Genomic DNA, 22,420 nt, shown 5'->3' with positions numbered 1-22,420 from the left:
ATCGGCGCTCGACGTCGTCGCGCCCCCTGATCCCCACTCCTCGCGGAATGAGTCCTGACATGTCCGTGCCCACCGGCACCCGGGTGCGCGGCGATCTGCGCAACGTCGCGATCGTCGCCCACGTCGACCACGGCAAGACCACCCTCGTGGACGCGATGCTCCACCAGTCCGGCGCCTTCGGCGCGCACGCGCACGTCGACGAGCGGGCGATGGACTCGGGCGACCTCGAGCGCGAGAAGGGCATCACCATCCTCGCGAAGAACACCGCGGTCCGGTACGCCGGTCCCGCGGCGGCCGCGGCGGGCGAGCCCGGTGGCATCACCATCAACGTCATCGACACCCCGGGCCACGCCGACTTCGGCGGCGAGGTCGAGCGCGGCCTGTCGATGGTCGACGGCGTCGTGCTGCTCGTCGACGCGTCCGAGGGCCCGCTGCCCCAGACGCGGTTCGTGCTCCGCAAGGCCCTGGCCGCGAAGCTCCCCGTCATCATCGTCGTCAACAAGGTCGACCGCCCCGACTCCCGGATCACCGAGGTCGTCGCCGAGGCCACCGACCTGCTGCTCGGCCTGGCGTCCGACCTGCACGACGAGGTCGAGGACCTGGACCTCGACGCGATCCTCGACGTCCCCGTGGTCTACGCCGCCGCGAAGGCCGGGCGCGCGTCGCTGACGCAGCCCGCCGACGGCAGCCTCCCGGAGGACTCGGACAGCCTGGAGCCGCTGTTCGCGACCATCCTCGACAAGATCCCCGCCCCGACCTACACCGAGGGCGCGCCGCTGCAGGCGCACGTCACCAACCTCGACGCGTCGCCGTTCCTCGGCCGCCTCGCGCTGCTGCGCATCTTCAACGGCGAGCTGACCAAGGGCCAGACCGTCGCGTGGGCGCGCCACGACGGCACGATGCAGAACGTCCGCATCACCGAGCTGCTGGAGACCAAGGCGCTCGACCGCGTCCCCACCGAGAAGGCCGGCCCCGGCGACATCGTCGCGGTGGCGGGCATCGCCGACATCACCATCGGCGAGACGCTGACCGACCCCGACGACCCGCGGCCGCTGCCGCTGATCACGGTCGACGACCCGGCGATCTCGATGACCATCGGCATCAACACCTCGCCGCTCGCGGGCAAGGGCGGCAAGGGCCACAAGGTCACCGCCCGCCAGGTCAAGGACCGCCTCGACTCCGAGCTCATCGGCAACGTGTCGCTGCGCGTCGTCCCGACCGACCGCCCCGACGCGTGGGAGGTCCAGGGCCGTGGGGAGCTCGCGCTGGCGATCCTCGTCGAGCAGATGCGCCGCGAGGGCTTCGAGCTCACCGTCGGCAAGCCCCAGGTCGTCACCAAGAAGGTCGACGGCAAGGTGCACGAGCCCGTCGAGCGCATGACCATCGACGTCCCCGAGGAGTACCTCGGCGCGGTCACCCAGCTGCTCGCGCAGCGCAAGGGCCGCATGGAGACCATGTCGAACCACGGCACCGGCTGGGTCCGCATGGAGTTCCTGGTCCCGGCGCGCGGCCTCATCGGCTTCCGCACCCGGTTCCTCACGGACACCCGCGGCACCGGCATCGCCTCGTCCCTCGCCGAGGGCTACGAGCCGTGGGCCGGCCCGATCGAGACCCGCATCGCCGGCTCGCTCGTCGCCGACCGCGCGGGTGCCGTGACGCCGTTCGCGATGATCAACCTGCAGGAGCGCGGCTCCTTCTTCGTCGACCCCACGCAGGAGGTCTACGAGGGCATGATCGTCGGCGAGAACTCCCGCGCCGAGGACATGGACGTCAACATCACCAAGGAGAAGAAGCTCACCAACATGCGCTCCTCCACGGCCGACAACTTCGAGAACCTGGTGCCGCCGCGGCACCTGACCCTCGAGGAGTCGCTGGAGTTCGCCCGCGAGGACGAGTGCGTCGAGGTGACCCCCGAGGTGGTGCGGATCCGCAAGGTGATCCTGGACCAGACGGAGCGCGCGCGCGCCGTCGCGCGGAACAAGCGCGCCTGACACCCGCATGACCCCCGCCGCGAGCACGTCGCCCGTCACGGGTGGCGTGCTCGCGGTGCACGCGCACCCGGACGACGAGACGCTCGCGACGGGCGCGCTGCTCGCGACGTGGGCGGCGCAGGGGCGGCCCGCGCTGGTCGTCACCTGCACCCGCGGCGAGCGGGGCGAGGTGATCGGCGCCGCGCACCGGGCGCTGGAGGGCGACGGCGCGGCTCTCGCCGCGCACCGCACCCGCGAGCTCGAGGCCGCGACCCGCGCGCTGGGCGCGGACCAGGTCTTCCTGGACACGCTCGCGCCCGCCGCGTCCGTCGAGAGCGGAGAACCTGCTGCGCAGAAGCCGCGAACGGGGCCCGTTTCTCCGCACTCGGCGCAGGACGAGCACTCGCGGTTCGAGGACTCGGGGATGGCCTGGCTCGGGACGGGGGCCGCGGGGGCGGCGACCACGATCCCGGAGCGGGCGTTCGTGCGCGTGCCGCTCGACCGGGCCGCGCGGCCGCTCGCGGCGCTGGTCCGGCGGCGGCGACCGGACCTGGTCGTCACGTACGAGCCGGGCGGCGGGTACGGCCACCCGGACCACGTGCGCGCGCACGAGGTCACGATGCGCGCGGTCGCCCTGGCCGCCGATCCCGCGGTGACGCTGCCGGGAGAGCCGTGGGCGGCGCCGGTCGCGTGGGCGGTCGTGCCCGAGGCGGCGCTGCGGGCGGGGTACGCCGCGCTCGCCGAGGTCCCCGAGGTCGCCGCGCTGCTTGCCGAGGGCGCCGAGGGTGCCGACCGCCGCGTGCACCGCGAGGGGCCGCTCGTCCTGCCCGACCCGGCGGGCCCGCTGCCGTCCGTCGCCGTCGCGGAGACCCCGGACCTCGTCGTCGACGTGCTGCCCGTGCGCGACCGCGTGCTCGCGGCGCTGCGCGCGCACGCCACCCAGGTCCAGGCGGTCACGGCCCTGGAGCACCCGCTGCTCGCGGGGGCGTCCGCGCTGTCCAACCTCGTCCTGGCCCCGCTGCTGCGCACGGAGTCCTACCGCTGGGCGCCAGGCCACGCCCCGACGCGGCCCTGACCCCCACCCGGACCGGGTCGGGTGACGGCGCACAGCGGCGGGACGTAGCCTGGCGCCCGTGCCCGGAACCTTCTCGCTGACCCCCGGTGCGGTGCTGCGCGCCGTCGGCTTCCTGCTGCTCGGCGTCCTCGTGGGCGCCGTCGGTACCGTCATGCACCGGTCGGTGCGCCCGTGGGGCGTCGTCGTGTGCCTGCTGCTCGTGCTGGCCGCGGCGGTGACCGCGCGCGCCGCCGCGGGGTGGGTCGCGTCGGTGGCGCTGCTGGTCGGGCTGTTCGCGAGCGTGCAGGTGCTGTCCGGTGCAGGGCCGGGCGGGGACGTGCTGCTGCCGGCGGCGGACGGCACCGTCGGCTGGGTGTGGGCGATCGGCGCGATGGCGGTGGCCCTGGCGGTCGCGGTCGCGCCCCGGGCGTGGTTCGCGGAGGTGCCGCTGCGCCGCCGCGCCCCGGTGGTCGTGCCCGGCCCGACGCCGTGACGTCCGAGGTCGACCCGCTGCTGGGTGACGGCGACGCCACCGGCCTGGCGGAGACCGACGCGTTCCGGTCGGCGATGAGCCGCCTGCCCGCCGGGGTCGTGGTGGTCGCGGTGCGGTGGCGCGGGCTGGACCAGGCGATGACGGCGAGCGCCGTGACGTCGGTGTCGCTCGATCCGCCGATGCTGCTGGTGTGCGTGCACGCGGACGCCCGGCTGCGCGACGCGCTGGACGACGTCGACACCTGGACGGTCAGCGTGCTCGCGGACGACCAGGGCCCGGTCGCGGACTGGCTGTCGTCCCCGGGCCGCCCGGCGATCGGGCAGCTCGACCGGGTGCCGCACGAGCGCGCCCCGCTGTCCGGGGCGGTGCGCGTCCGGGGCGCGGCGGCCTGGTTCGAGTGCCGGACCGCGCAGGTCGTCCCCGCGGGGGACCACGACGTCGTCCTGGCACGGGTCCTGGCCGCCCACGAGGGCGAGCCGGACGCCGGGAGCCTCGTGCACCTGCGCCGCCGGCTGCGGCCGCTGCGGTGACGCGCGGCCGGGTTTGACGCGCCGCTGACCCGGAGCCGACCTCCGCACAAGGTCGGTCGGCGACCGTTGCGAAGTCGTGACCTCCCGGGCGTCCGGATCGTGCCTTTCGCCACGTACCCCGGACAGGTGACGACCGTAGAATCACGCACGCGGACGCGTCGGGCGTGCCGCTCGCGAGGGGGAGCTGGATGGCCAAGGGCAGTGCCGAGAACACCGAGCCCGTCGTGGACGGGGACGGTCCGGACGAGGCCTGGTCGCCGCTCGCGGAGTTCGACGGCGACCGACCGCGGCGACGCTGGCTGCGGACCACGCTGATCGTGGTCGGCGCGGTCGTGGTGCTCGGGGGCGCGTACGTCGGGACGTCCTACGCCCTGGCCGACCGGGTGCCGCGCGGGACGACCGTCGCGGGCATCGAGATCGGCGGCATGTCCACCGCGCGCGCCGAGCAGGCGCTCATCGACGGCCTGGGCTCGCTGTCCGACGAGCCGGTCCCCGTGACGGCGCAGGACATCACCGGCTCGGTCGACCCCGCCACGGCGGGCCTCGCGCTCGACGTCCCCGCGACGGTCGAGCGGCTCACGGGCGTCGACCTGCGCCCGCAGCGGCTCTGGCAGCACCTCGTGGGAGCCGGTGCCGCCGAGCCGGTGACCGACGTGGACGAGGCCGCGCTGGACGAGGCCGTCGCCGGTCTCGCGCAGACGCTGACCCTGGCCCCGGTGGACGGGTCGATCGTCATCGCCGACGGCGCCCCGCACGCGGTGGACGCGGCCGACGGCTGGGCGCTGGACGAGGACGCCGCCCGCGAGACGCTGGTCAGCACGTGGCTCACCGCCGCCCGGCCGCTGGAGCTCACCACCGAGGTGGTCGAGCCCGACGTCACCCAGGAGGAGACCGAGCGCGCCCTGCAGGACGTCGCCTCGAAGATCGGCACCGCCCCGGTGCGGGTGCAGGTCGCGGGCCAGACCGTCGAGGTGCCCGCGGACGTGCTGCTGCAGGTGTCGTCGTTCGTCCCGGCGGACGGCGAGCTCGCGCTGCAGATGGACGGGGCCGCGCTGGTCGAGGCCGTCCTGGCGCGCAGCACCGACCTGCTCACCACGGCGTCGGACGCCCGCTTCGAGTTCCAGGACGCCGGCCCGGTCATCGTGCCCGGCACCCCGGGCACCACCCTCGACCCGGCGGCGCTCGCCACGGCCGTGTCCGCCGCGGTGGTCGACTCCGGCCGCACCGCGGAGGTGGCGCTGGTGGAGTCCGACCCGGCGCAGACCACCGAGGCCCTGGAGGCGCTGGGCGTCACGACCGCCGTCGCCGAGTTCGACACGCCGCTCACCAGCGAGCCGCGGCGCACCAAGAACATCGCGGCGGGCGCGGCGGCGATCAACGGCACGCTCGTCCGCCCGGGGGAGACGTTCAGCCTCACCGACGCGCTCGGCCCGATCGACGCGGCGCACGGCTTCGTGCAGGCGGGTGCGATCGTCAACGGCGAGCACACCGACGCGTGGGGCGGCGGCCTGTCGCAGCTGTCGACCACGACGTTCAACGCCGCCTACGAGGCGGGCATGGAGGACGTCGAGCACAAGCCGCACTCCGAGTGGTTCTCCCGGTACCCGGCGGGCCGCGAGGCGACCCTGTTCACCGGCACGCTCGACATGCGCTGGAAGAACAACACGCCCTACGGCGTGCTGGTGCAGGCGTGGGTGGCCGACGGCAAGACGTACGTGCGCCTGTGGAGCACGCCGTACTGGGAGGTCACCTCCGAGTCCGGGCCGAAGACCAACGTCGTGCAGCCGACCACCGTCTACTCGCAGTCCGCGACCTGCTCCCCGCAGTCGGCGGGCAACCCCGGGTTCCGGATCACGGTGACGCGGACGGTCAAGCTCAACGGCGAGGTCGTCGCCACCGAGCCGTTCTCGTGGACCTACCGCGCGCAGAACCGCGTCGTGTGCGGCCCGAACCCGGCGACGGCGGCCCCGGCCACGCCCTGATCCCGGTCGGCCCCGCGTCCGTCAGCCCCCGGCGGGACGCCGGGGGCGGCGCACCGGCGCGGGCGGGACGACCTTGCCCAGCGCGATCTCGGCACCCGGGACCCGGACGTCGCCCGCGCGCCGGGTCCGGACGGTGACGCCGTCGGCGTCGACGGCGAGCAGGTCGCCGAGGACGTCGGTGTACGGCTGCGGCGAGCCCTCCGGCAGGCGGCGGCGCACGACCACGCGGTCACCGACCCGCCACGCGCGCCAGTGCCGCCCGGTGTCGACGGTGTCGACGGTGTCGTCCACCTCGTCCACGGGTGCTCCTCCCCGGGCCGCGACCCGTCGTCCCCTGCGGCCGTCGTGGCGCAGGTGAGCGATACTAGGAGCAGCGGGGCCCCCGGGCCCCATCCCCCGCACCGACCAGCAGCGCGCCGCCCCCGGCGCGTGGAGGACGCACCGTGACGTACGTGATCGCCCAGCCCTGCGTGGACGTCAAGGACAAGGCGTGCATCGAGGAGTGCCCCGTCGACTGCATCTACGAGGGCCAGCGGTCGCTGTACATCCACCCCGACGAGTGCGTGGACTGCGGGGCGTGCGAGCCGGTGTGCCCGGTCGAGGCGATCTACTACGAGGACGACGTCCCCGAGCAGTGGAGCGAGTACTACAAGGCGAACGTCGAGTTCTTCGACGACCTGGGCTCGCCCGGCGGCGCGGCCAAGATGGGGCAGATCGCGAAGGACCACCCGGTCATCGCGACGCTCCCGCTCCAGGTGCACGGGGAGTAGCGCGCGTGGGGCTGGCGACCGGCGCGCTGCCGGACTTCCCCTGGGACTCCCTCGTGCCGTTCGGCGACCGGGCCCGGTCGCACCCCGACGGCATCGTGGACCTGTCGGTCGGCACGCCCGTCGACCCGACGCCCGCCGTGCTGCGGCAGGCGCTGGTCGACGCGGCCGACGCGCACGGGTACCCGCAGACGTGGGGGACCGCCGACCTGCGCGAGGCCGTCGTGGCGTGGTTCGCCCGGCGCCGGGGCGTGCCCGACCTCGACCCGGCGGGCGTGCTGCCGACCATCGGCTCCAAGGAACAGGTGGCGCTGCTGCCCGCGCTGCTCGGTCTGGGGGCGGGCGACCTCGTCGCGCACCCCGCGGCGGCGTACCCGACCTACGACGTGGGTGCCCGGCTCGCCGGTGCGGAGCCGGTCGCGACGGACGACCCGGTCGGGCTGATGCGCGGCCCCGAGGGGGACCGGGTGCGGCTCGTGTGGCTGAACTCGCCCGGCAACCCGGACGGGAGCGTGCTGGGTGTCGCCGAGCTGCGCGCGGTGGTCGAGGCGGCCCGCGACGTGCAGGAGCGCACGGGGCAGCGCGTCGTCGTGGCGTCCGACGAGTGCTACGCCGAGCTGCCGTGGGCCGAGCCGTGGGCGTCGCGCGGCGTGCCGTCGCTGCTGGACCCGCGGGTCACCGGCGGTGACCTCACCGGCCTGCTGGCGCTGTACTCGCTGTCCAAGCAGTCGAACCTCGCGGGCTACCGGGCGGCGTTCACCGCCGGGGACCCGGCGCTGGTCGCGGACCTGCTCGGCACCCGCAAGCACGCGGGGATGATCGTCCCCGCCCCGGTGCAGGCCGCGATGACGGTCGCGCTCGGGGACGACGCGCACGTGGCGGAGCAGCGCGAGCGGTACCGGGCGCGGCGCACGGCGCTGCTCGCGGCGGTCGAGGGCGCGGGGCTGGTCGTGGACCGCTCGGAGGCCGGCCTGTACCTGTGGGCGCGGCCCGCGTCCGGCGACGACGACTGCTGGGCCACGGTCTCGCGCTTCGCGGACCTCGGCATCCTCGTCGCGCCGGGGTCGTTCTACGGCTCGCCCCGGCACGTGCGGGTCGCGCTGACCGCGACGGACGAGCGGGTGGCCGCCGCGGTCGCCCGGCTCGGAGGCGTGTGACCCGAGTCACACAGCCGGGGGCCCGGTTCGGTGTGGTCCACCTCCCGGACCCGAAGTAGCGTCGGGGCAGGCCGACGTCACCCCCGTGGCGTGCCGCCCGCACCGCCGCGGCGCCCAGGCCAGCACGACCTCGCGGACCGGACCGAGGTCCGGACCCCCGCACCCGCCCGAGGAGGAGCGCCATGCCCGACGTCGGCACGCCGACCGTCCACCTGGACGTCGACGGCACCCCCCACGACCTGCCCGTCGTGCACGCCACCGAGGGCAACGACGGCGTCGTCGTCTCCTCGCTGCTGCGCGAGACCGGCCTGGTCACCGTCGACCCCGGCTTCATGAACACCGCGTCCTGCGAGTCGCAGATCACCTACATCGACGGCGACGCGGGCATCCTGCGCTACCGCGGGTACCCGATCGACCAGCTGGCGGAGAAGTCCTCGTTCCTCGAGGTCGCGTACCTGCTGATCAACGGCGAGCTGCCGACCGCCGACCAGCTCGAGGCGTTCGTCGAGCGGATCAACCGGCACACCTTCGTGCACGAGAACTTCCGCACCTTCATGGGGACGTTCCCGTCCGGCGCGCACCCGATGGCCGTGATGTCGTCCGCGATCAACGCGCTCGCCACGTTCTACCCCGAGTCGCTGGACCCGTTCGACCCGGAGACGGTCGAGCTCGCGACGGTGCTCATCCTCGCGAAGACCCGCACGATCACGTCGTACCTGCACCGGACGTCGCGCGGCGAGCCGCTGCTGTACCCCGACTACTCGCGCGGGTACGTCGAGGACTTCCTGCGCATGACGTTCGCGGTGCCGTACCAGCAGTACGAGGTCGACCCGACCGTGGTGCAGGCTCTCGACAAGCTGCTCATCCTGCACGCCGACCACGAGCAGAACTGCTCGACGTCGACCGTCCGGGTCGTCGGCTCCAGCCACGCCAACCTGTACGCGTCGGTCGCGGCGGGCATCAACGCCCTGTCCGGCCCGCTGCACGGCGGTGCGAACGAGGCCGTGCTGAAGATGCTCGCGGAGATCCAGGCGAACGGCGGCGACGCCAGCGAGTTCATGCGCCGGGTGAAGAACAAGGAGCAGGGCGTCCGGCTCATGGGCTTCGGGCACCGGGTCTACAAGAACTACGACCCGCGCGCGGCCATCGTGAAGCAGAGCGCCGACGCCGTGCTGTCCGCCCTGGGCGGCAACAACGAGCTGCTGGACATCGCCCGCCGGCTCGAGGAGATCGCGCTCTCGGACGACTACTTCATCTCCCGCAAGCTCTACCCGAACGTCGACTTCTACACCGGCCTCATCTACAAGGCCATGGGCTTCGACGACCGCATGTTCACCCCGCTGTTCGCGCTCGGCCGGATGCCCGGCTGGATCGCGCAGTGGCGCGAGATGATGCGCGACCCGCAGACCAAGATCAGCCGTCCCCGGCAGGTCTACTCGGGCCCGGCGGAGCGCGACTACCGCGGCGTCGCCGAGCGCTGAGGTCTTTCACCCGGTCGCCCGCCGAACTGATCAGGACGAACCGGTCAGAACCCCGCAGTCCGGACCGATCAGGGGGGCATGTCGCCCACTGAGGCCGCGCAGCAGATGCGTGGCACCAGCCGGCGGTCAGGACCTGCGCGGGGGCGACGCGCAGCACGGCCGACCGGCGTCGAACGGACCTTCGGGCCCGAGGAGATCATCGTCTCGAAGACGGATCCCCGCGGGGTCATCACCTACGCCAACGACGTGTTCACCCGGGTCGCGGGGTTCACCGAGGAGGAGATCCTCGGGCAGCCGCACAACCTGATCCGGCACCCGGACATGCCGCGCGCGGTGTTCCAGCTCATGTGGGACGTGATCCCCACCGGTCAGGAGCTCTTCGCGTACGTGCTGAACCTGGCGGCGGACGGCGGGCACTACTGGGTGCTCGCCCACGTCACCGCCACGCGCGGTCCCGGCGGGTCGGTCGTCGGGTACCACTCGAACCGCCGGTGGGTCCCGCCGGCGACGCGGCGCACCGTCGCGGACCTGTACGCGCGGGTGCTGGGGGCGGAGCAGCGCGAGGAGCGCACGAAGGACGCCATCGCGGCGGGGACGGCCGAGCTGACCGCCGCGCTCGCCGAGGCGGGCACGACCTACGACGAGCTCGTCTGGTCGCTGGCCGGGCGGGACGACGCGGTCGACGCGCCGCTCGCGGGCGTGGGGGGTGCGCGGTGAGCCGGGGTCTGCTCACGGCGCGCCGCCCCGGCACCGTCGCCGTGGTCGAGCCCGCGCTCGACCCGGCGACCCGGGCGTCGCTCGACCTGCTCGCCGAGTTCTGCGACCGCCTCGCGGCCGGTGACCTCGAGGGCCGCCTGCCGACGCTCGGCGGCGACCCGTCCGTGCAGCGGGCGCGCGCGGCCCTGAACCGGGTCGCGGACCTGGTGGACGCCTACGTGCGCGAGTCGCAGGCGTCGCTCGCCGCGGCGGAGGAGGGCCGGTTCCACCGGCGGTTCCTGCGCCGGGGGATGCCCGGGGCGTTCCGGTCGGGCGCGGTGCGCATCGACGCCGCGCGCGGAGGTCTGGAGGCGGCGGCCCGCCGCACGGCCCGGGACCAGGAGGAGCGGGAGGCGCTGGCCGAGCGGCTGGTGGACGTCGCCGCGCGGGTCTCGGACTCGGCCCAGGGCCTCGCGTCGTCGGCGGCGGCGCTCACCGGCGCCGCCGACTCCGCGACGACGGCCGCGCGGGACTCGCGCGCGACCGTGCGGGACCTGGCGGACACGTCCGCGCAGATCGAGGAGGCGGCGGGCCTGGTCAAGGCCATCGCGAGCCGCACCCGGCTGCTCGCGCTCAACGCGACCATCGAGGCGGCGCGCGCGGGGGAGGCGGGGCGCGGGTTCGCGGTCGTGGCCTCCGAGGTGCGCGCGCTCGCGGACGACTCGGCGGGGCGCTCGGAGGACATCGCCCGGCAGGTCGTGGCGGCGCAGGCCGCGGCGGACGACGCGGGCGTGGCCATCGGCCGGATCGACGAGATCATCGCGGGCATGGCGGCGCAGGTCGACCAGGTCGCGACCGCCGCGGGCCACGCCCCCGGCGAGGGCCTGGCGGACCTCGCGGCGGAGCTCCGCCGCGAGATCACGGCCTTCGCCGCGCTCCGCTGAGCGGTCCTCCCACGAGGTCGAGGGTTTCCCCGGCCGGCCCGGCGTGTCGGGGCGGCGTGTCGCCTGGAACCCTCGATCTCGCCGAGACGCGCTACGGGGCGAGGGTGAGCGCGACCGTGCCCGCGGCGGGGCGGTCGCCCTCCGGGTCGGGGGTCCAGGCGTCGGCGGTGCGGTCCCAGCGGCCGCCCGCGACGTCCACCCGCTCGACCCCCAGGGCCTCGGCCGTCGCCACCGCCCACTGCGCCACCGCCCAGGCCGAGCGCGCGGCGTCACCTCCGGACACCCCGGCCAGACCGGCGGCGTCCAGCACGACCACCACGCCGTCCCCGGCGGCCGCGTCGACCGCGGGGGTCACCGTCCCGCCGAAGTCGCGCTGCACCCGCGCCGCGACCGCGTCCGGGTCTCCCGGACCCGCGGCCGGGCCCAGGTCGCAGTGCAGCACGGCGGGGGAGTACCCCGTCAGCGCGGACGCCCACGCCCGGGACCGCCCCTCGTGCTGCGCGTACGCGTCGGGGAACCCGGAGCGCTGCACCGCCTGCGCGGCCTCGGTCACCGGCAGCTCGGTGTACCCGGGCACGCGGACCAGGCCGTCGTAGAACTTCCCGGTCGAGTACACCGGGTCCATGATCTGCTCGACCGTGCCCCAGCCCTGCGACGGCCGCTGCTGGAACAGGCCGATCGAGTCCCGGTCGCCGTAGTCGATGTTGATGAGCCGCGACTCCTGCAGCGCGGTCGCGAGGCCGATCGTCGCGGCGCGCGCGGGCAGCCCGCGCTGCGTGGCGGTGACCGCGATCAGCGCGGCGTTGTCCGCCTGGTCGGCCGACAGCGACCACGGGGTGCCGTCGAGCGTCGCCGTGCAGGTGCGCGACGCGGCCCGCGGGTGGGCGTCGTCCAGGAACCAGACGACCCCGCCGACCGCCGCGGCCAGCAGGACCACCGCGGCGAGCGCCGCGCAGCCCAGCCGCGACAGCCGGCTCGCCACGGGGGTCTCAGTTCTCGTGCAGGGCGGCGTTGAGCGTGATGCCCGTGCCGGTGCGCGCGACGGCCTCGACCCCGCCGGTCAGGGAGTTGCGACGCAGCAGGAGGCCGTCGGCGCCGGACAGGTCGCGGGCCTTGACGACGCGCGGCGCGCCGTCCTCGCCCGCCTGGCCGACGAGCGTGACCTTGGTGCCCGCGGTGACGTAGAGGCCGGCCTCGACCACGCAGTCGTCGCCCAGCGAGATGCCGAGGCCCGCGTTCGCGCCGAGCAGCGAGCGCGCGCCGATGGACACCCGCTCCTTGCCGCCGCCGGACAGCGTGCCCATGATCGACGCGCCGCCGCCGATGTCGGAGCCCTCGCCGACGACGACGCCCTGCGAGATGCGGCCCTCCACCATGGAGGTGCCCAGCGTCCCGGCGTTGAAGTTCACGAAGCCCTCGTGCATGACCGTCGTCCCGGACGCGAGGTGCGCGCCGAGGCGCACCCGGTCGGCGTCGGCGACGCGCACGCCGTCGGGGAGCACGTAGTCGACCATCCGCGGGAACTTGTCGACGCCGAAGACCGTGACGACGCGCCCGGTCGCGGCGCGCAGCCGGGCGCGGGTGGTCTCGAAGCCCTCGACGGCGCACGGGCCGTGGTCGGTCCACACGACGTTCGGCAGCGCGCCGAAGATCCCGTCGAGCGTGATCGTGTTCGGGGCGGCCAGGCGGTGCGACAGCAGGTGCAGGCGCAGGTACGCGTCGGCGGTGTCCACCGGGGCGGCGTCCAGGTCGACGACGGTCAGCACGGTCTCGGTGCGGACCCCGCGGGCCGCGTCCTCGCCGACCAGCGCCGCCAGGGTCTCGGGGCACTCGGCGCCCGCGGGGGCGTCCCCGAGCGCGGGCTGCGGGTACCAGGTGTCGAGCACGACGCCAGAACCGGCGGCGGACTCGTCGGACGTCACGGTGGCCAGGCCCCAGCCCCAGGCGGTGCGGTCGCTCATGACCGCCAGCCTACGGGGGTGGCGGGGGCCGCCGGGCTCCCCGGGTAGGGTCGCGGGCGTGACGACGACCACCTCCCTGGACCTGACGGCCGACCTCACCACGCTCACCGCCGCGGTGTGCGACATCGCCTCGGTCAGCGGCGACGAGGCGGCGCTCGCGGACGCGGTCGAGGCCGCGCTGGGCGCCTACCCGCACCTGGAGGTGCTGCGCGACGGGGACGCGGTGGTCGCCCGCACCCACCTGGGCCGGGACTCGCGCGTCGTGATCGCCGGGCACATCGACACGGTGCCGCTGACGACGGACCCCGTGAACCTGCCGACCCGCCTGGAGGGCGAGGGCGCGGACGCGGTGCTCTGGGGGCGCGGGACCGTCGACATGAAGGGCGGCGTCGCCGTGCAGCTCGCGCTGGCCGCCGCGCTCACCGAGCCGACCCGCGACGTCACCTGGGTGTTCTACGACCACGAGGAGGTCGACGCGTCGCTGAACGGCCTCGGCCGGATCGCCCGCGAGCACCCCGAGTGGCTGGCCGCGGACTTCGCCGTGCTGTGCGAGCCGACGGACGCCGGGCTGGAGGGCGGCTGCAACGGCACGCTGCGCGCCGAGGTCCGCGTCGCGGGCGTCGCGGCGCACTCCGCCCGCGCCTGGACCGGGTCCAACGCCATCCACTCCGCCGCGCCCGTGCTGGCCCGCCTCGCCGCGTACGAGCCCGCCTCGGTCGAGGTCGACGGCCTGGTGTACCGGGAGGGCCTGAACGCGGTGACGATCACCGGCGGCATCGCGACCAACGTCGTCCCCGACTCCTGCGTCGTCACCGTGAACTACCGGTTCGCCCCGTCCCGCTCCGTCGAGGAGGCCACGGCGCACGTCCGCGACCTGATGGCCGGGTACGAGGTCGTCGTCACCGACGCCGCCGCGGGCGCGCGCCCCGGGCTGGACGACCCGGCGGCCGCCGAGTTCGCCGCCGCGGTGCTCGGCGTCACCGGCGGCGCCCCCGCCCCGAAGTACGGCTGGACCGACGTCGCCCGGTTCTCCGCGCTCGGCGTGCCCGCCGTGAACTTCGGCCCCGGGGACCCGCTGCTGGCGCACAAGGACGACGAGCGGCTGCCGGTCGCGCAGCTCGACCTGTGCCGGGACGCGCTGCGGGCCTGGCTCACCGCCTGACGGAGTTCACCTGGGTGTCACCCCGTCCGGACCTGCGTGCCCGGGCGCGGACCGTAGAGTCGGCGCCATGAGCGACGACGGCGTTCCCGCACCCGGCTCCGGCTACCGCAAGGGTCCCGTGCTGCTGCGGCGCGGGCAGATCCCGGCCACCACCAGCGACCAGCGGCTGCTGACCCGCGACGAGGGCGCGGACTGGCTGCACGGCGACCCGTGGCGCGTCATGCGGATCCAGAGCGAGTTCGTGGAGGGCTTCGGCGCGCTCGCCGAGCTCGGCCCGGCCGTCAGCGTCTTCGGCTCCGCCCGCACCCTGCCCGACCACCCGGACTACGCGCTGGGGGAGCAGGTCGGCCGCCGGCTCGCCGAGGCGGGCTACGCCGTCATCACCGGTGGTGGCCCCGGCATCATGTCCGCGGCCAACAAGGGCGCGACCGAGGCGGGTGGCCTGTCGGTCGGCCTCGGCATCGAGCTGCCGTTCGAGCAGGGCATGAACCCGTGGGTCGACCTCGGGGTCAACTTCCGGTACTTCTTCGCCCGCAAGACGATGTTCGTGAAGTACGCCGAGGGCTTCGTCGTCCTGCCCGGCGGGTTCGGCACGTTCGACGAGCTGTTCGAGGCGCTGACCCTGGTGCAGACGCACAAGGTCACCGAGTTCCCGATCGTCCTGGTCGGCACGGACTACTGGCAGGGGATGCTCGACTGGCTGCGCGGCCCGGTGCTGGAGCGCGGCATGATCCGCGAGGCCGACCTCGCGCTGCTGCAGCTCGTGGACGACCCCGACGAGGCCGTGCGGATCGTCCGGGACCGCGGCGCGGAGCTGCGGGCCGCCGAGCGCGCCGCCGCGGCCGGTGCCGAGCGCGCGCAGGAGGAGGCCGAGGCCGAGGCCGACGAGGAGGCCGAGGCGGCGGGTGGCGAGTAGCGACCCCGCCGCGCCGGGCGTCCCCGCCGCCGGGGCGCCCCTGCTGCTGCGCGGGCGCTGGTTCGGCCCCGACCACCCGGTCGTCATGGCGGTCGTCAACCGCACCCCGGACTCGTTCTACGCCGCCGCGCGGTACGACGACGCCGGGGCGGACGCCGCGGTCGCGCGCGCCGAGGAGGAGGGCGCGGACCTCGTGGACCTCGGTGGCGTGCGCGCCGGCCGGGGGCCCGTCGTGGACGTGGCGGAGGAGATCGCCCGCGTCGTCCCGCTGGTCGAGCGGGTGCGCCGCCGCCACCCCGACCTGCTGGTGAGCGTCGACACCTGGCGGGCGGAGGTCGCGCGCGCCGCCGCCGACGCGGGCGCCGACCTGCTCAACGACACCTGGGCGGGCCACGACCCCGCGCTGGTCGAGGTCGCCGCGGAGCGCGGGCTCGGCGTCGTGTGCTCGCACACCGGCGGGCTGGCTCCCCGCACCGACCCGCTGCGGGTGTCCTACCCGCTGCCCGACGACGTCGACCCCTGCGACCCCGGCGTGGACCCCCGGGACGGGGTGCTGCACGACGTCCTGCGCACCCTGCGCACCGCCGCCGCCCGGGCCGTCGACCTCGGCGTGCACCCCGCGAGCGTGCTGGTCGACCCGACCCACGACTTCGGCAAGAGCACCTGGCACTCGCTGCACCTCGTGCGCCGCACCGCCGCGCTCACCGCCCTCGGCCACCCGGTGCTGGTGGCCCTGTCCCGCAAGGACTTCGTGGGGGAGACCCTCGGGCTGCCGCCCGAGGAGCGCCTGGAGGGCACCCTCGCCGCGACCACCCTCGCGGCGTGGCACGGCGCCCGGGTGTTCCGCGCGCACGACGTCCGCGCGACCCGGCGGACCGTCGACATGGTCGCGGCCCTGCGCGGCGACCTCCCGCCGGCGTCGGCCGTGCGGGGCCTCGCGTGAGGCGGGCGGACCCGCGCACCTGGCCGTGGTGGGTGCAGGTCCTCGCGGTCTACGGCGTGGCCCGGGCGTTCTCGGCGGTCGTGCTCGTCGTCGTCGCCGGGCACCAGGCCGCCAACGGCTGGACCGGCGCGTCCCCCGGGTACGTCGACTACACGGGCCTGATGTGGGACGCGACCTGGTACCGGCAGATCGCCGAGACCGGCTACCCCGATGCCCTGCCGGTCGGCGCCGACGGGGTCGTCCAGCAGAACGCCTGGGCGTTCTTCCCGCTGTACCCGCTGCTGGTCAGCGTCGTCATGACCGTCACCGGCGGGTCGTGGGCGCTGGCCGCGCCGACGGTGTCGCTGCTGCTCGGCGCGGGGGCGGTGCTGCTCGTGCACCGGACCGTCGTCGTGGGCGCCCCGCGGGCCGTCGCCGCCCGGCCCGGGCTGCCGCTCGCGACCGTGCTGCTGGTCAGCGTCTTCCCGACGTCCGTGGTGCTCCAGGTCGGCTACACCGAGTCCCTGGCGCTGCTGCTCGTCGCCGTGTCGCTGCTGGCGATCGTCTCCCGGCGGTACGGCTGGGCGTGCGTCGCCGTGCTCGCGCTCGGGTTCACCCGGGCCGTCGCGCTGCCGATGGCCGTGGTCGTCGCCGTGCACGCCCTCGTCCGGCTGCGCGAGTGGCGCGACTCCGGCCGGCGCCCGCCCACGCGCGACCTCGTCGGCATCGGGGCGCTCGCGGTCACCGCCGTGGTCTCCGGGTTCGCGTGGATCGCCGTCGTCGGGTGGGCCACCGGGATCCCCGACGCCTACCTGCAGACCCAGGAGGCCTGGCGCGGGGCCGCCACCACGGCGCCGTTCGCGGGGTGGACGTACGTGCCCGCGTTCTGGTTCGGCGACGCCGCCCCGTTCGTCGTCCTCGGCGCCGCCGTGGTCGTGGTCGCGTGCCTGGTCACGCCGTCGGCGTGGCGGCTGGGGCGGGAGCTGCACGCCTGGTCCGCGGCGTACCTGCTGTACCTCGCCGCCGCCGTCGAGCCCGGCAGCAGCCTCGCGCGGTTCCTCGTCCTGGCGTTCCCGCTCGCCGCCGCGACCGCCGGGCTGGTGACCCGCCCCCGGTGGGCCCGGTGGGCGTGGACCGGGTCCGTCGTGGTGCTCATGCTCGTGCTCCAGGTGGTCTGGGTGTGGCAGATCTGGCGGATCGTGCCGCCCTCCGGGTGGCCGCCCTGACGGATCTCCACGGGGTGGATCCGCAGCACAGCGCCCTCCTGGTCGCCTCGGTGAACTAGACTGACCGACGGACATCCGGGTGCCGGAGCCCCGTCCACGCCCGTGCCGCGCCCCGCGGACACGGACGCACGAGGCCCGGTCACCCAGCCACGACGCGAAGGAGAGCCCCGCATGGCCGCGATGAAGCCGAGGACTGGTGACGGTCCGCTCGAGGTGACCAAGGAGGGCCGCGGCATCGTCATGCGGGTCCCGCTCGAGGGCGGTGGCCGACTCGTCGTCGAGCTCAACGCGACCGAGGCCCAGGAGCTGGGCGAGGCCCTGACCTCCGTCGTCTCCTGACCCGGGGGTCCGTGCTCCTGTGGCTCGTCCCGTGAACCCCTCCGAGGTGCGCGTCGGCCGTGCGGTCCCGGCCGTCGTGCTGGCGGCCGGCACGCTCGCGTCGTCCGACCTCCTGCTCGCGCCCGACGTCGACGCGGTGGCCGTCCCGGTCGCCCCGTCGACGCCGGACGAGCCCGAGGACACCGACCTCCAGCCTCGCCGGGGGACCGCCGACGCGGCCGCCCGGTACGGCATCGACCTGGCCGAGCTCGCCGAGCGCGCCCGGCTGACCGGTGCCGCCGGCGAGGCGTGGACGCTGCTGCTGCCGCGTCCCGTCGGCAGCGCCGGCGCCGCCCTGCCCTGGGCGGGGCTGCCGCGCCGCCTCGTGCTCGTCGGCGTCGGCGAGGGCACGCCCCAGGACCTGCGCCGAGCCGGTGCCGCCCTGGCCCGCGCCACCCGGGGGCTGCGCCGGGTGCTCACCACCGTCGGCACCGAGCCCGGCGCCGACGGCCCCCGCAGCGTGCGGGCGCTCGCGGAGGGCTACCTGCTCGCGGCCTACCGGGTGCAGCGCCTCGGCGCGCCCGCCCCGGCGTCCGACGCCCCGGCCACCGAGCTCGTCGTCGTCGGCCGCGACGGCGTCCGCGCCCAGGCCGCCCTCGACGAGGCGGTGCGCGGCGCGACCGCGACCTGGCTCGTCCGGGACCTTGCGAACACCCCGTCCAGCACCAAGGACCCGGAGTGGATGGCGGACCGCGCGGTCGAGCTCGCCCGCGCCGCCGGTCTCACCACCGAGGTGCTCGGCCCGCGCGAGCTCGCCGCCCAGGGCTTCGGCGGCATCCTCGCCGTCGGCGCCGGGTCGGCGTCCCCGCCCCGGCTCGTCACCGTGACCTACGACCCCGCCGCGCTGCCTCCGGCCGACGACGAGGACGCCACGGCGGCCCCGACGTCCCGCCGCGCGAAGCACGTCGTCGTCGTCGGCAAGGGCATCACCTACGACACGGGCGGCATCTCCATCAAGCCCCGCGAGGCGATGGTGCCCATGAAGACCGACATGGCCGGTGCCGCCGTCGCGCTCGCCACGGTCCTCGGCGCCGCCGCGGCACGGGTCCCGCACCGGGTCACCGCCGTCCTGCCGCTCGCGGAGAACCACTTCGGCGCGTCCTCCTACCGCCCGGGCGACGTCCTGCGGATGTGGGGCGGGCGCACCGTCGAGATCGCGAACACCGACGCCGAGGGCCGCATCGTCCTCGGTGACGCCCTGGCCTGGGCCGACGCGACACTCGACCCCGACGTGCTGCTCGACGTCGCCACCCTGACCGGGGCCGCGAGCCTCGGCCTCGGCAAGCAGCACGCCGCGCTCTACGCCACCGACGCCCGGCTGTCCGGCGCGCTCGAGGTCGCGGGCGCCGAGTCCGGCGAGGCCGTCTGGCCCATGCCGCTGGTCGAGGACTACACCGACGCCGTGCGGTCCGACGTCGCCGACCTGCGGCACGTGCCCCAGGACGGCAAGTACGGCGGCGGCTCGATCACCGCGGCGCTGTTCCTGCGCGAGTTCGTGGGCACCCGCACGTGGGCGCACCTCGACATCGCCGGACCCGCCCGCGCGACCGCCGACAAGCACGAGGTCACCGAGGGCGCGACCGGCTACGGCGCGCGCCTGCTGCTCCGCTACCTGGCGGCGCTGCGCTGACCGCTGCACCACCCACGCCGACGCCCGCGTCCCCTCCTGGGGCCGCGGGCGTCGCCGCGTCCGGGGCCGCCCGATGTGTGACGACCTCGAGGTGGAGGTGAGGACCCGGGCGCGTGCCGCGCCGGAGGGCCCGCGTGCCCGGGCGTGGCGCCGAGGTCGGCACATCCGGACGAGGTCGGGACATCGGGAGTACCGACCTCGTGGCGATCCCCCGACCTCGCGGTGGGGTGCCGCGGCGCGGCGCGGGGCGGGCCTGGCGGGGCCGTCACGTCGTGGGTGGCCGTGCCCGAGGCGTGGCGCCGAGGTCGTCACTCGTGGACGAGGTCGTCCGTCAGGAGTGACGACCTCGACGACGTGTGACGACCTCGCGGCCCGGGGCTGGGGTCAGCGGCGGGCGGCGACCAGGAGGCCGTCGCCGACGGGGAGCATCGCGGGGAGCAGCCGCTCGTCGTCGCGGACCCGGCGGCCGGTCTCGCGGACCAGGGTCGTGGCCTCGTCGCGGCGGGCGGGGTCGGCGACCCGGTCGTGCCACAGGGCGTCGTCCACGGCCAGCACCCCGCCCGGGCGGAGCAGCCGGACCGCCTGCTCGACGTAGGCCGGGTAGTTCTCGACGTCGGCGTCGACCAGCACGAGGTCGTAGGCGCCGTCCGTCAGCCGGGGCAGCACGTCGAGCGCGCGACCTGAGATCGTCCGGGTGCGGGCGGGGCGCACGCCCTCCTCGGCGAAGGCCGTCTTCGCGGCCCGCTGGTGCTCGACCTCGACGTCGATGGTCGTCAGCACACCGTCCGACGGCATCCCGCGCAGCAGGTACAGGCCGCTGACCCCGGTGCCGGTGCCGACCTCCACGACGGCGCGCGCCCGGGCGGTCGCCGCCAGGACCGACAGCGCGGCGCCGGTGCCGGGCTGCACCGGGGTGCAGCCGAGCTCGCCGGCCCGGTCGCGCGCACGCAGCAGCGTCTCGTCCTCGGGGGCGAAGCCCTCCGCGTAGACCCAGCTGGCGGCCTTGTCGGTGGCGATGGTGTCCTCCCGGGACGGGATCGGGCGTGAGCGGTGCGGGTGCGGGCGCACGCCAGCCTAGTGCGCGCGGGGCCCGGTTCCCGGCGGTGGCGCGCGACGCGCCCGGTCGGGTGAGATCCGGTCCCGGTGCGGGCGGTGGGAACTTCCGGGGCGGCGGCGGCGTTGCTGCGGGAAAGGCCGGTTCGCCTCCGGGCGTCCCGCCTGGGACACTGGTCCGACCGGCCGCAGCCGTGGCCCCCGACAGAAGGACGTGGATTGGCGACCTCGTTGCCCGACCCGGACTGGCAGCCGCCCACCTGGGAGGCGATCGTCCGGGAGCACTCCGCGCGCGTCTACCGCCTGGCCTACCGGCTGACCGGCAACCGCTACGACGCCGAGGACCTCACGCAGGAGGTCTTCGTGCGGGTGTTCCGGTCCCTGTCGACGTACACGCCCGGCACGTTCGAGGGCTGGCTGCACCGCATCACGACCAACCTGTTCCTGGACACGGCCCGCCGCCGCCAGCGCATCCGCATGGACGCGATGGGCGAGGACGGCGACCGGTACCCGGCGACGCAGGCCGGCCCCGAGCGCGCCTTCGAGCACGACAACCTCGACGTCGACATCCAGCGCGCGCTCGACGAGCTGCCGCCGGAGTACCGCGCCGCGGTCGTGCTGTGCGACATCGAGGGCCTGTCGTACGAGGAGATCGCCGTCACGCTCGGCATCAAGCTGGGCACCGTGCGCTCGCGGATCCACCGGGCCCGCGCCCGGCTCCGGGTCTCGCTCGAGCACCGCGCCCCGGCGACCGTCCGCGCCACCCCCGAGCGCGACCTCGGGGTGACGGCCCCGGCGGGTGCGCGATGAGCGCCCACCTCGGCGACCGCGTGAGCGCGCTCGTCGACGGGCAGCTCAGCCCCGCCGCGACCGAGCGGGCGCTCGCGCACGTCACCGGCTGCGCGCGCTGCGCCTCGGACCTCGCGGCGGCCCGCGCCGCCCGCCGGGTGCTGTGCGACGTGGACGACGTCCGGCCTGCGGGTGATCTCACGGCGCGGCTGCTCGCCCTCGGCGGCTGCGCCCCGACGGCGGAGGCCGGCACGCCCGGCGGTGCCACGCGCGCCCACCGGACGTCGGAATCCGCGTCGTTCGACCCGTTCGTGCCGCCCGCGGGACGCCCCGCGGCGCCGCGTCCCGCCCCGGGACCGCTCGACGGGCTGCTCGACGGCGGCCGGGCGCTGCTGGGCCAGGGCCCGGACGTCCTCGGCTCGCGCCCCGTGCTGGGTGCGCGCGGCGTGCTCGGCTCCCGCCCCGTGCTCGGCTCGGGCGGCGTCCTGGGCCGGCGCGGGCTGCGGGCGACCGTCGGCTCGCTCACCGGGCTGGGCGTCGTCGCCGTCGGCCTGTTCGTGCTCGGCGACCGACCCGCCGTGACCCCGGCGACCACCGCCTCCACCGACGCGCTGTCCGTGCTGGGCGGGGCGGCCGTCGCCGCGGTCCCCGTCACCGCGGACCCGTCGACCACCGGGACGGCCGCGGCGACGCCCGCCGGACCCGGTGCGGGCGCGTCCACCCAGGAGTACCTGGACTGGATGCGCGCCGAGGGCTGGACCTGCCCCGCCGAGGTCCCCGAGGGCTGGGCCGTCACCGCGGTGCGCCTGCGGGACGACGGCGCGACGCTGGAGCTCGACCTCACCGGGCCGACGGGCGGCGCGGTCGTCGTCACCGAGCAGCAGGGACGCCTCGACGCGTCCGCGCTCACCGCGGCCGACCGGCTCGACCTCGACGGCCGCACCGTGTACCTGCTGTCCACCGAGCCGTGGCACGCCGCCTGGCAGGCGGGGGACACGGTCGTGGAGGTCGTGTCCGGCGCGAGCGCGCGCGAGACCGCGGGCGTCGTCGCGCAGTTCCCGGACAGCGGGTTCGACGCCGGGATCCCGGCCCGGCTCACGCGCGGCTGGGACACCTTCACCACCGCGATGCACCTGCCGTGACGACGCCCGAGCAGCCGGGCCGCGAGCCCGGCCCCGCGTCGCAGGAGCCCCGGGGCGACCAGCCGACGCCGGACGCCGCGTCGGAGCACCGGGCCGCGCCCGAGCAGCACGCCGCCGTGCCCGAGCACGGTGCCGACCCGTCGGCGCGCCGCGCGGACCCGTTCGCG

22 protein-coding genes are annotated in these 22,420 nt (G+C 75.9%); 18 read left to right on the top strand and 4 right to left on the bottom strand.

Annotation, left to right across the window (positions count from 1 at the left end; translation table 11 throughout):
- Window positions 1-59: 59 nt before the first annotated feature.
- The 5 genes from typA (at window position 60) to EBM89_RS03155 (ending at window position 6,029) form a co-directional block, all read left to right on the top strand.
- Window positions 60-1,991 carry a translational GTPase TypA gene (gene typA / locus EBM89_RS03175; protein WP_122148010.1) on the top strand — a complete coding sequence of 644 codons (1,932 nt, stop codon included), beginning with the start codon at window positions 60-62 and terminating at the stop codon, window positions 1,989-1,991.
- A gap of 7 nt (window positions 1,992-1,998) precedes the next feature.
- Window positions 1,999-3,045 carry a PIG-L family deacetylase gene (locus EBM89_RS03170; RefSeq protein WP_122148009.1) on the top strand — a complete coding sequence of 349 codons (1,047 nt, stop codon included), beginning with the start codon at window positions 1,999-2,001 and terminating at the stop codon, window positions 3,043-3,045.
- Between the two features lie 58 nt (window positions 3,046-3,103).
- Window positions 3,104-3,517: a hypothetical protein gene (locus tag EBM89_RS03165; RefSeq protein WP_122148008.1), complete on the top strand. Its 414-nt coding sequence runs from the start codon at window positions 3,104-3,106 to the stop codon at window positions 3,515-3,517.
- Entirely contained in the window at window positions 3,514-4,047 is a 534-nt protein-coding gene (locus tag EBM89_RS03160) for a flavin reductase family protein (protein ID WP_233571506.1), read from the top strand. The genes EBM89_RS03165 and EBM89_RS03160 overlap by 4 nt, the downstream gene beginning before the upstream one ends.
- A gap of 188 nt (window positions 4,048-4,235) precedes the next feature.
- A complete protein-coding gene (locus EBM89_RS03155; RefSeq protein ID WP_122148007.1) occupies window positions 4,236-6,029 on the top strand; it encodes a VanW family protein in 1,794 nt (597 codons plus the stop codon).
- A gap of 21 nt (window positions 6,030-6,050) precedes the next feature.
- Here the strand turns inward: EBM89_RS03155 and EBM89_RS03150 are convergent, their stop codons facing one another.
- The gene (locus tag EBM89_RS03150) at window positions 6,051-6,329 is read right to left on the bottom strand and encodes a putative acetyltransferase (RefSeq protein ID WP_233571505.1); all 279 of its coding nucleotides are present in this window, start codon (window positions 6,327-6,329) and stop codon (window positions 6,051-6,053) included.
- 143 nt (window positions 6,330-6,472) lie between these two features.
- On the opposite strand from EBM89_RS03150, the gene fdxA reads away from it, so the two are divergent.
- The 5 genes from fdxA (at window position 6,473) to EBM89_RS03125 (ending at window position 11,074) form a co-directional block, all read left to right on the top strand.
- A complete protein-coding gene (gene fdxA / locus EBM89_RS03145; RefSeq protein ID WP_122148006.1) occupies window positions 6,473-6,799 on the top strand; it encodes a ferredoxin in 327 nt (108 codons plus the stop codon).
- Between the two features lie 5 nt (window positions 6,800-6,804).
- A complete protein-coding gene (gene dapC / locus EBM89_RS03140) occupies window positions 6,805-7,953 on the top strand; it encodes a succinyldiaminopimelate transaminase (RefSeq protein ID WP_122148005.1) in 1,149 nt (382 codons plus the stop codon).
- 182 nt (window positions 7,954-8,135) lie between these two features.
- Complete coding sequence (locus EBM89_RS03135) at window positions 8,136-9,434, top strand: citrate synthase (RefSeq protein WP_122148004.1); 1,299 nt, start codon at window positions 8,136-8,138, stop codon at window positions 9,432-9,434.
- Window positions 9,435-9,512: 78 nt separating this feature from the next.
- On the top strand, window positions 9,513-10,151 hold the full coding sequence (locus tag EBM89_RS03130) for a PAS domain-containing protein (RefSeq protein WP_199731956.1): 639 nt from the start codon (window positions 9,513-9,515) through the stop codon (window positions 10,149-10,151).
- The gene (locus tag EBM89_RS03125; RefSeq protein ID WP_122148003.1) at window positions 10,148-11,074 is read left to right on the top strand and encodes a methyl-accepting chemotaxis protein; all 927 of its coding nucleotides are present in this window, start codon (window positions 10,148-10,150) and stop codon (window positions 11,072-11,074) included. Before EBM89_RS03130 ends, EBM89_RS03125 begins: the two co-directional genes overlap by 4 nt.
- Window positions 11,075-11,165: 91 nt before the next feature.
- On the opposite strand, the gene EBM89_RS03120 is transcribed toward EBM89_RS03125, so the two are convergent.
- Both EBM89_RS03120 and dapD read right to left on the bottom strand, forming a co-directional pair.
- Window positions 11,166-12,056, bottom strand: a complete 891-nt coding sequence (locus EBM89_RS03120; RefSeq protein WP_233571504.1) for a hypothetical protein — start codon at window positions 12,054-12,056, stop codon at window positions 11,166-11,168.
- Between the two features lie 7 nt (window positions 12,057-12,063).
- Window positions 12,064-13,035 (bottom strand): 2,3,4,5-tetrahydropyridine-2,6-dicarboxylate N-succinyltransferase, encoded by a 972-nt coding sequence (dapD, locus tag EBM89_RS03115; RefSeq protein ID WP_122148002.1) that lies wholly within the window; start codon window positions 13,033-13,035, stop codon window positions 12,064-12,066.
- A 58-nt stretch (window positions 13,036-13,093) separates the two neighbouring features.
- Between dapD and dapE the strand changes: the two genes are divergently transcribed.
- The 6 genes from dapE (at window position 13,094) to EBM89_RS03085 (ending at window position 19,269) form a co-directional block, all read left to right on the top strand.
- Complete coding sequence (gene dapE, locus EBM89_RS03110; RefSeq protein WP_233571503.1) at window positions 13,094-14,197, top strand: succinyl-diaminopimelate desuccinylase; 1,104 nt, start codon at window positions 13,094-13,096, stop codon at window positions 14,195-14,197.
- A gap of 67 nt (window positions 14,198-14,264) precedes the next feature.
- Window positions 14,265-15,113: an LOG family protein gene (locus EBM89_RS03105; protein ID WP_122148001.1), complete on the top strand. Its 849-nt coding sequence runs from the start codon at window positions 14,265-14,267 to the stop codon at window positions 15,111-15,113.
- Window positions 15,103-16,056, top strand: a complete 954-nt coding sequence (gene folP / locus EBM89_RS03100; protein WP_122148000.1) for a dihydropteroate synthase — start codon at window positions 15,103-15,105, stop codon at window positions 16,054-16,056. The genes EBM89_RS03105 and folP overlap by 11 nt, the downstream gene beginning before the upstream one ends.
- Window positions 16,053-17,261, top strand: a complete 1,209-nt coding sequence (locus EBM89_RS03095; RefSeq protein WP_122147999.1) for a hypothetical protein — start codon at window positions 16,053-16,055, stop codon at window positions 17,259-17,261. Before folP ends, EBM89_RS03095 begins: the two co-directional genes overlap by 4 nt.
- A gap of 171 nt (window positions 17,262-17,432) precedes the next feature.
- The gene (locus tag EBM89_RS03090; protein ID WP_082812748.1) at window positions 17,433-17,600 is read left to right on the top strand and encodes a DUF3117 domain-containing protein; all 168 of its coding nucleotides are present in this window, start codon (window positions 17,433-17,435) and stop codon (window positions 17,598-17,600) included.
- A 31-nt stretch (window positions 17,601-17,631) separates the two neighbouring features.
- Window positions 17,632-19,269 carry a leucyl aminopeptidase family protein gene (locus EBM89_RS03085; protein WP_122147998.1) on the top strand — a complete coding sequence of 546 codons (1,638 nt, stop codon included), beginning with the start codon at window positions 17,632-17,634 and terminating at the stop codon, window positions 19,267-19,269.
- A gap of 384 nt (window positions 19,270-19,653) precedes the next feature.
- On the opposite strand, the gene EBM89_RS03080 is transcribed toward EBM89_RS03085, so the two are convergent.
- Window positions 19,654-20,286, bottom strand: coding sequence for an O-methyltransferase (locus tag EBM89_RS03080; RefSeq protein ID WP_122148036.1), 633 nt, complete (start codon window positions 20,284-20,286; stop codon window positions 19,654-19,656).
- A gap of 255 nt (window positions 20,287-20,541) precedes the next feature.
- On the opposite strand from EBM89_RS03080, the gene sigE reads away from it, so the two are divergent.
- Together sigE and EBM89_RS03070 are read left to right on the top strand one after the other, a co-directional pair.
- A complete protein-coding gene (gene sigE / locus EBM89_RS03075; RefSeq protein WP_122147997.1) occupies window positions 20,542-21,132 on the top strand; it encodes an RNA polymerase sigma factor SigE in 591 nt (196 codons plus the stop codon).
- On the top strand, window positions 21,129-22,253 hold the full coding sequence (locus EBM89_RS03070) for a zf-HC2 domain-containing protein (RefSeq protein WP_122147996.1): 1,125 nt from the start codon (window positions 21,129-21,131) through the stop codon (window positions 22,251-22,253). Before sigE ends, EBM89_RS03070 begins: the two co-directional genes overlap by 4 nt.
- Window positions 22,254-22,420 lie beyond the last annotated feature (167 nt).

It is taken from the genome of Cellulomonas triticagri (assembly GCF_003696205.1).
Taxonomy (GTDB): Bacteria; Actinomycetota; Actinomycetes; order Actinomycetales; family Cellulomonadaceae; genus Cellulomonas; species Cellulomonas triticagri.
Note: the sequence above shows the minus strand (reverse complement) of the source record. Positions and strands in the feature narration are given on the sequence as shown.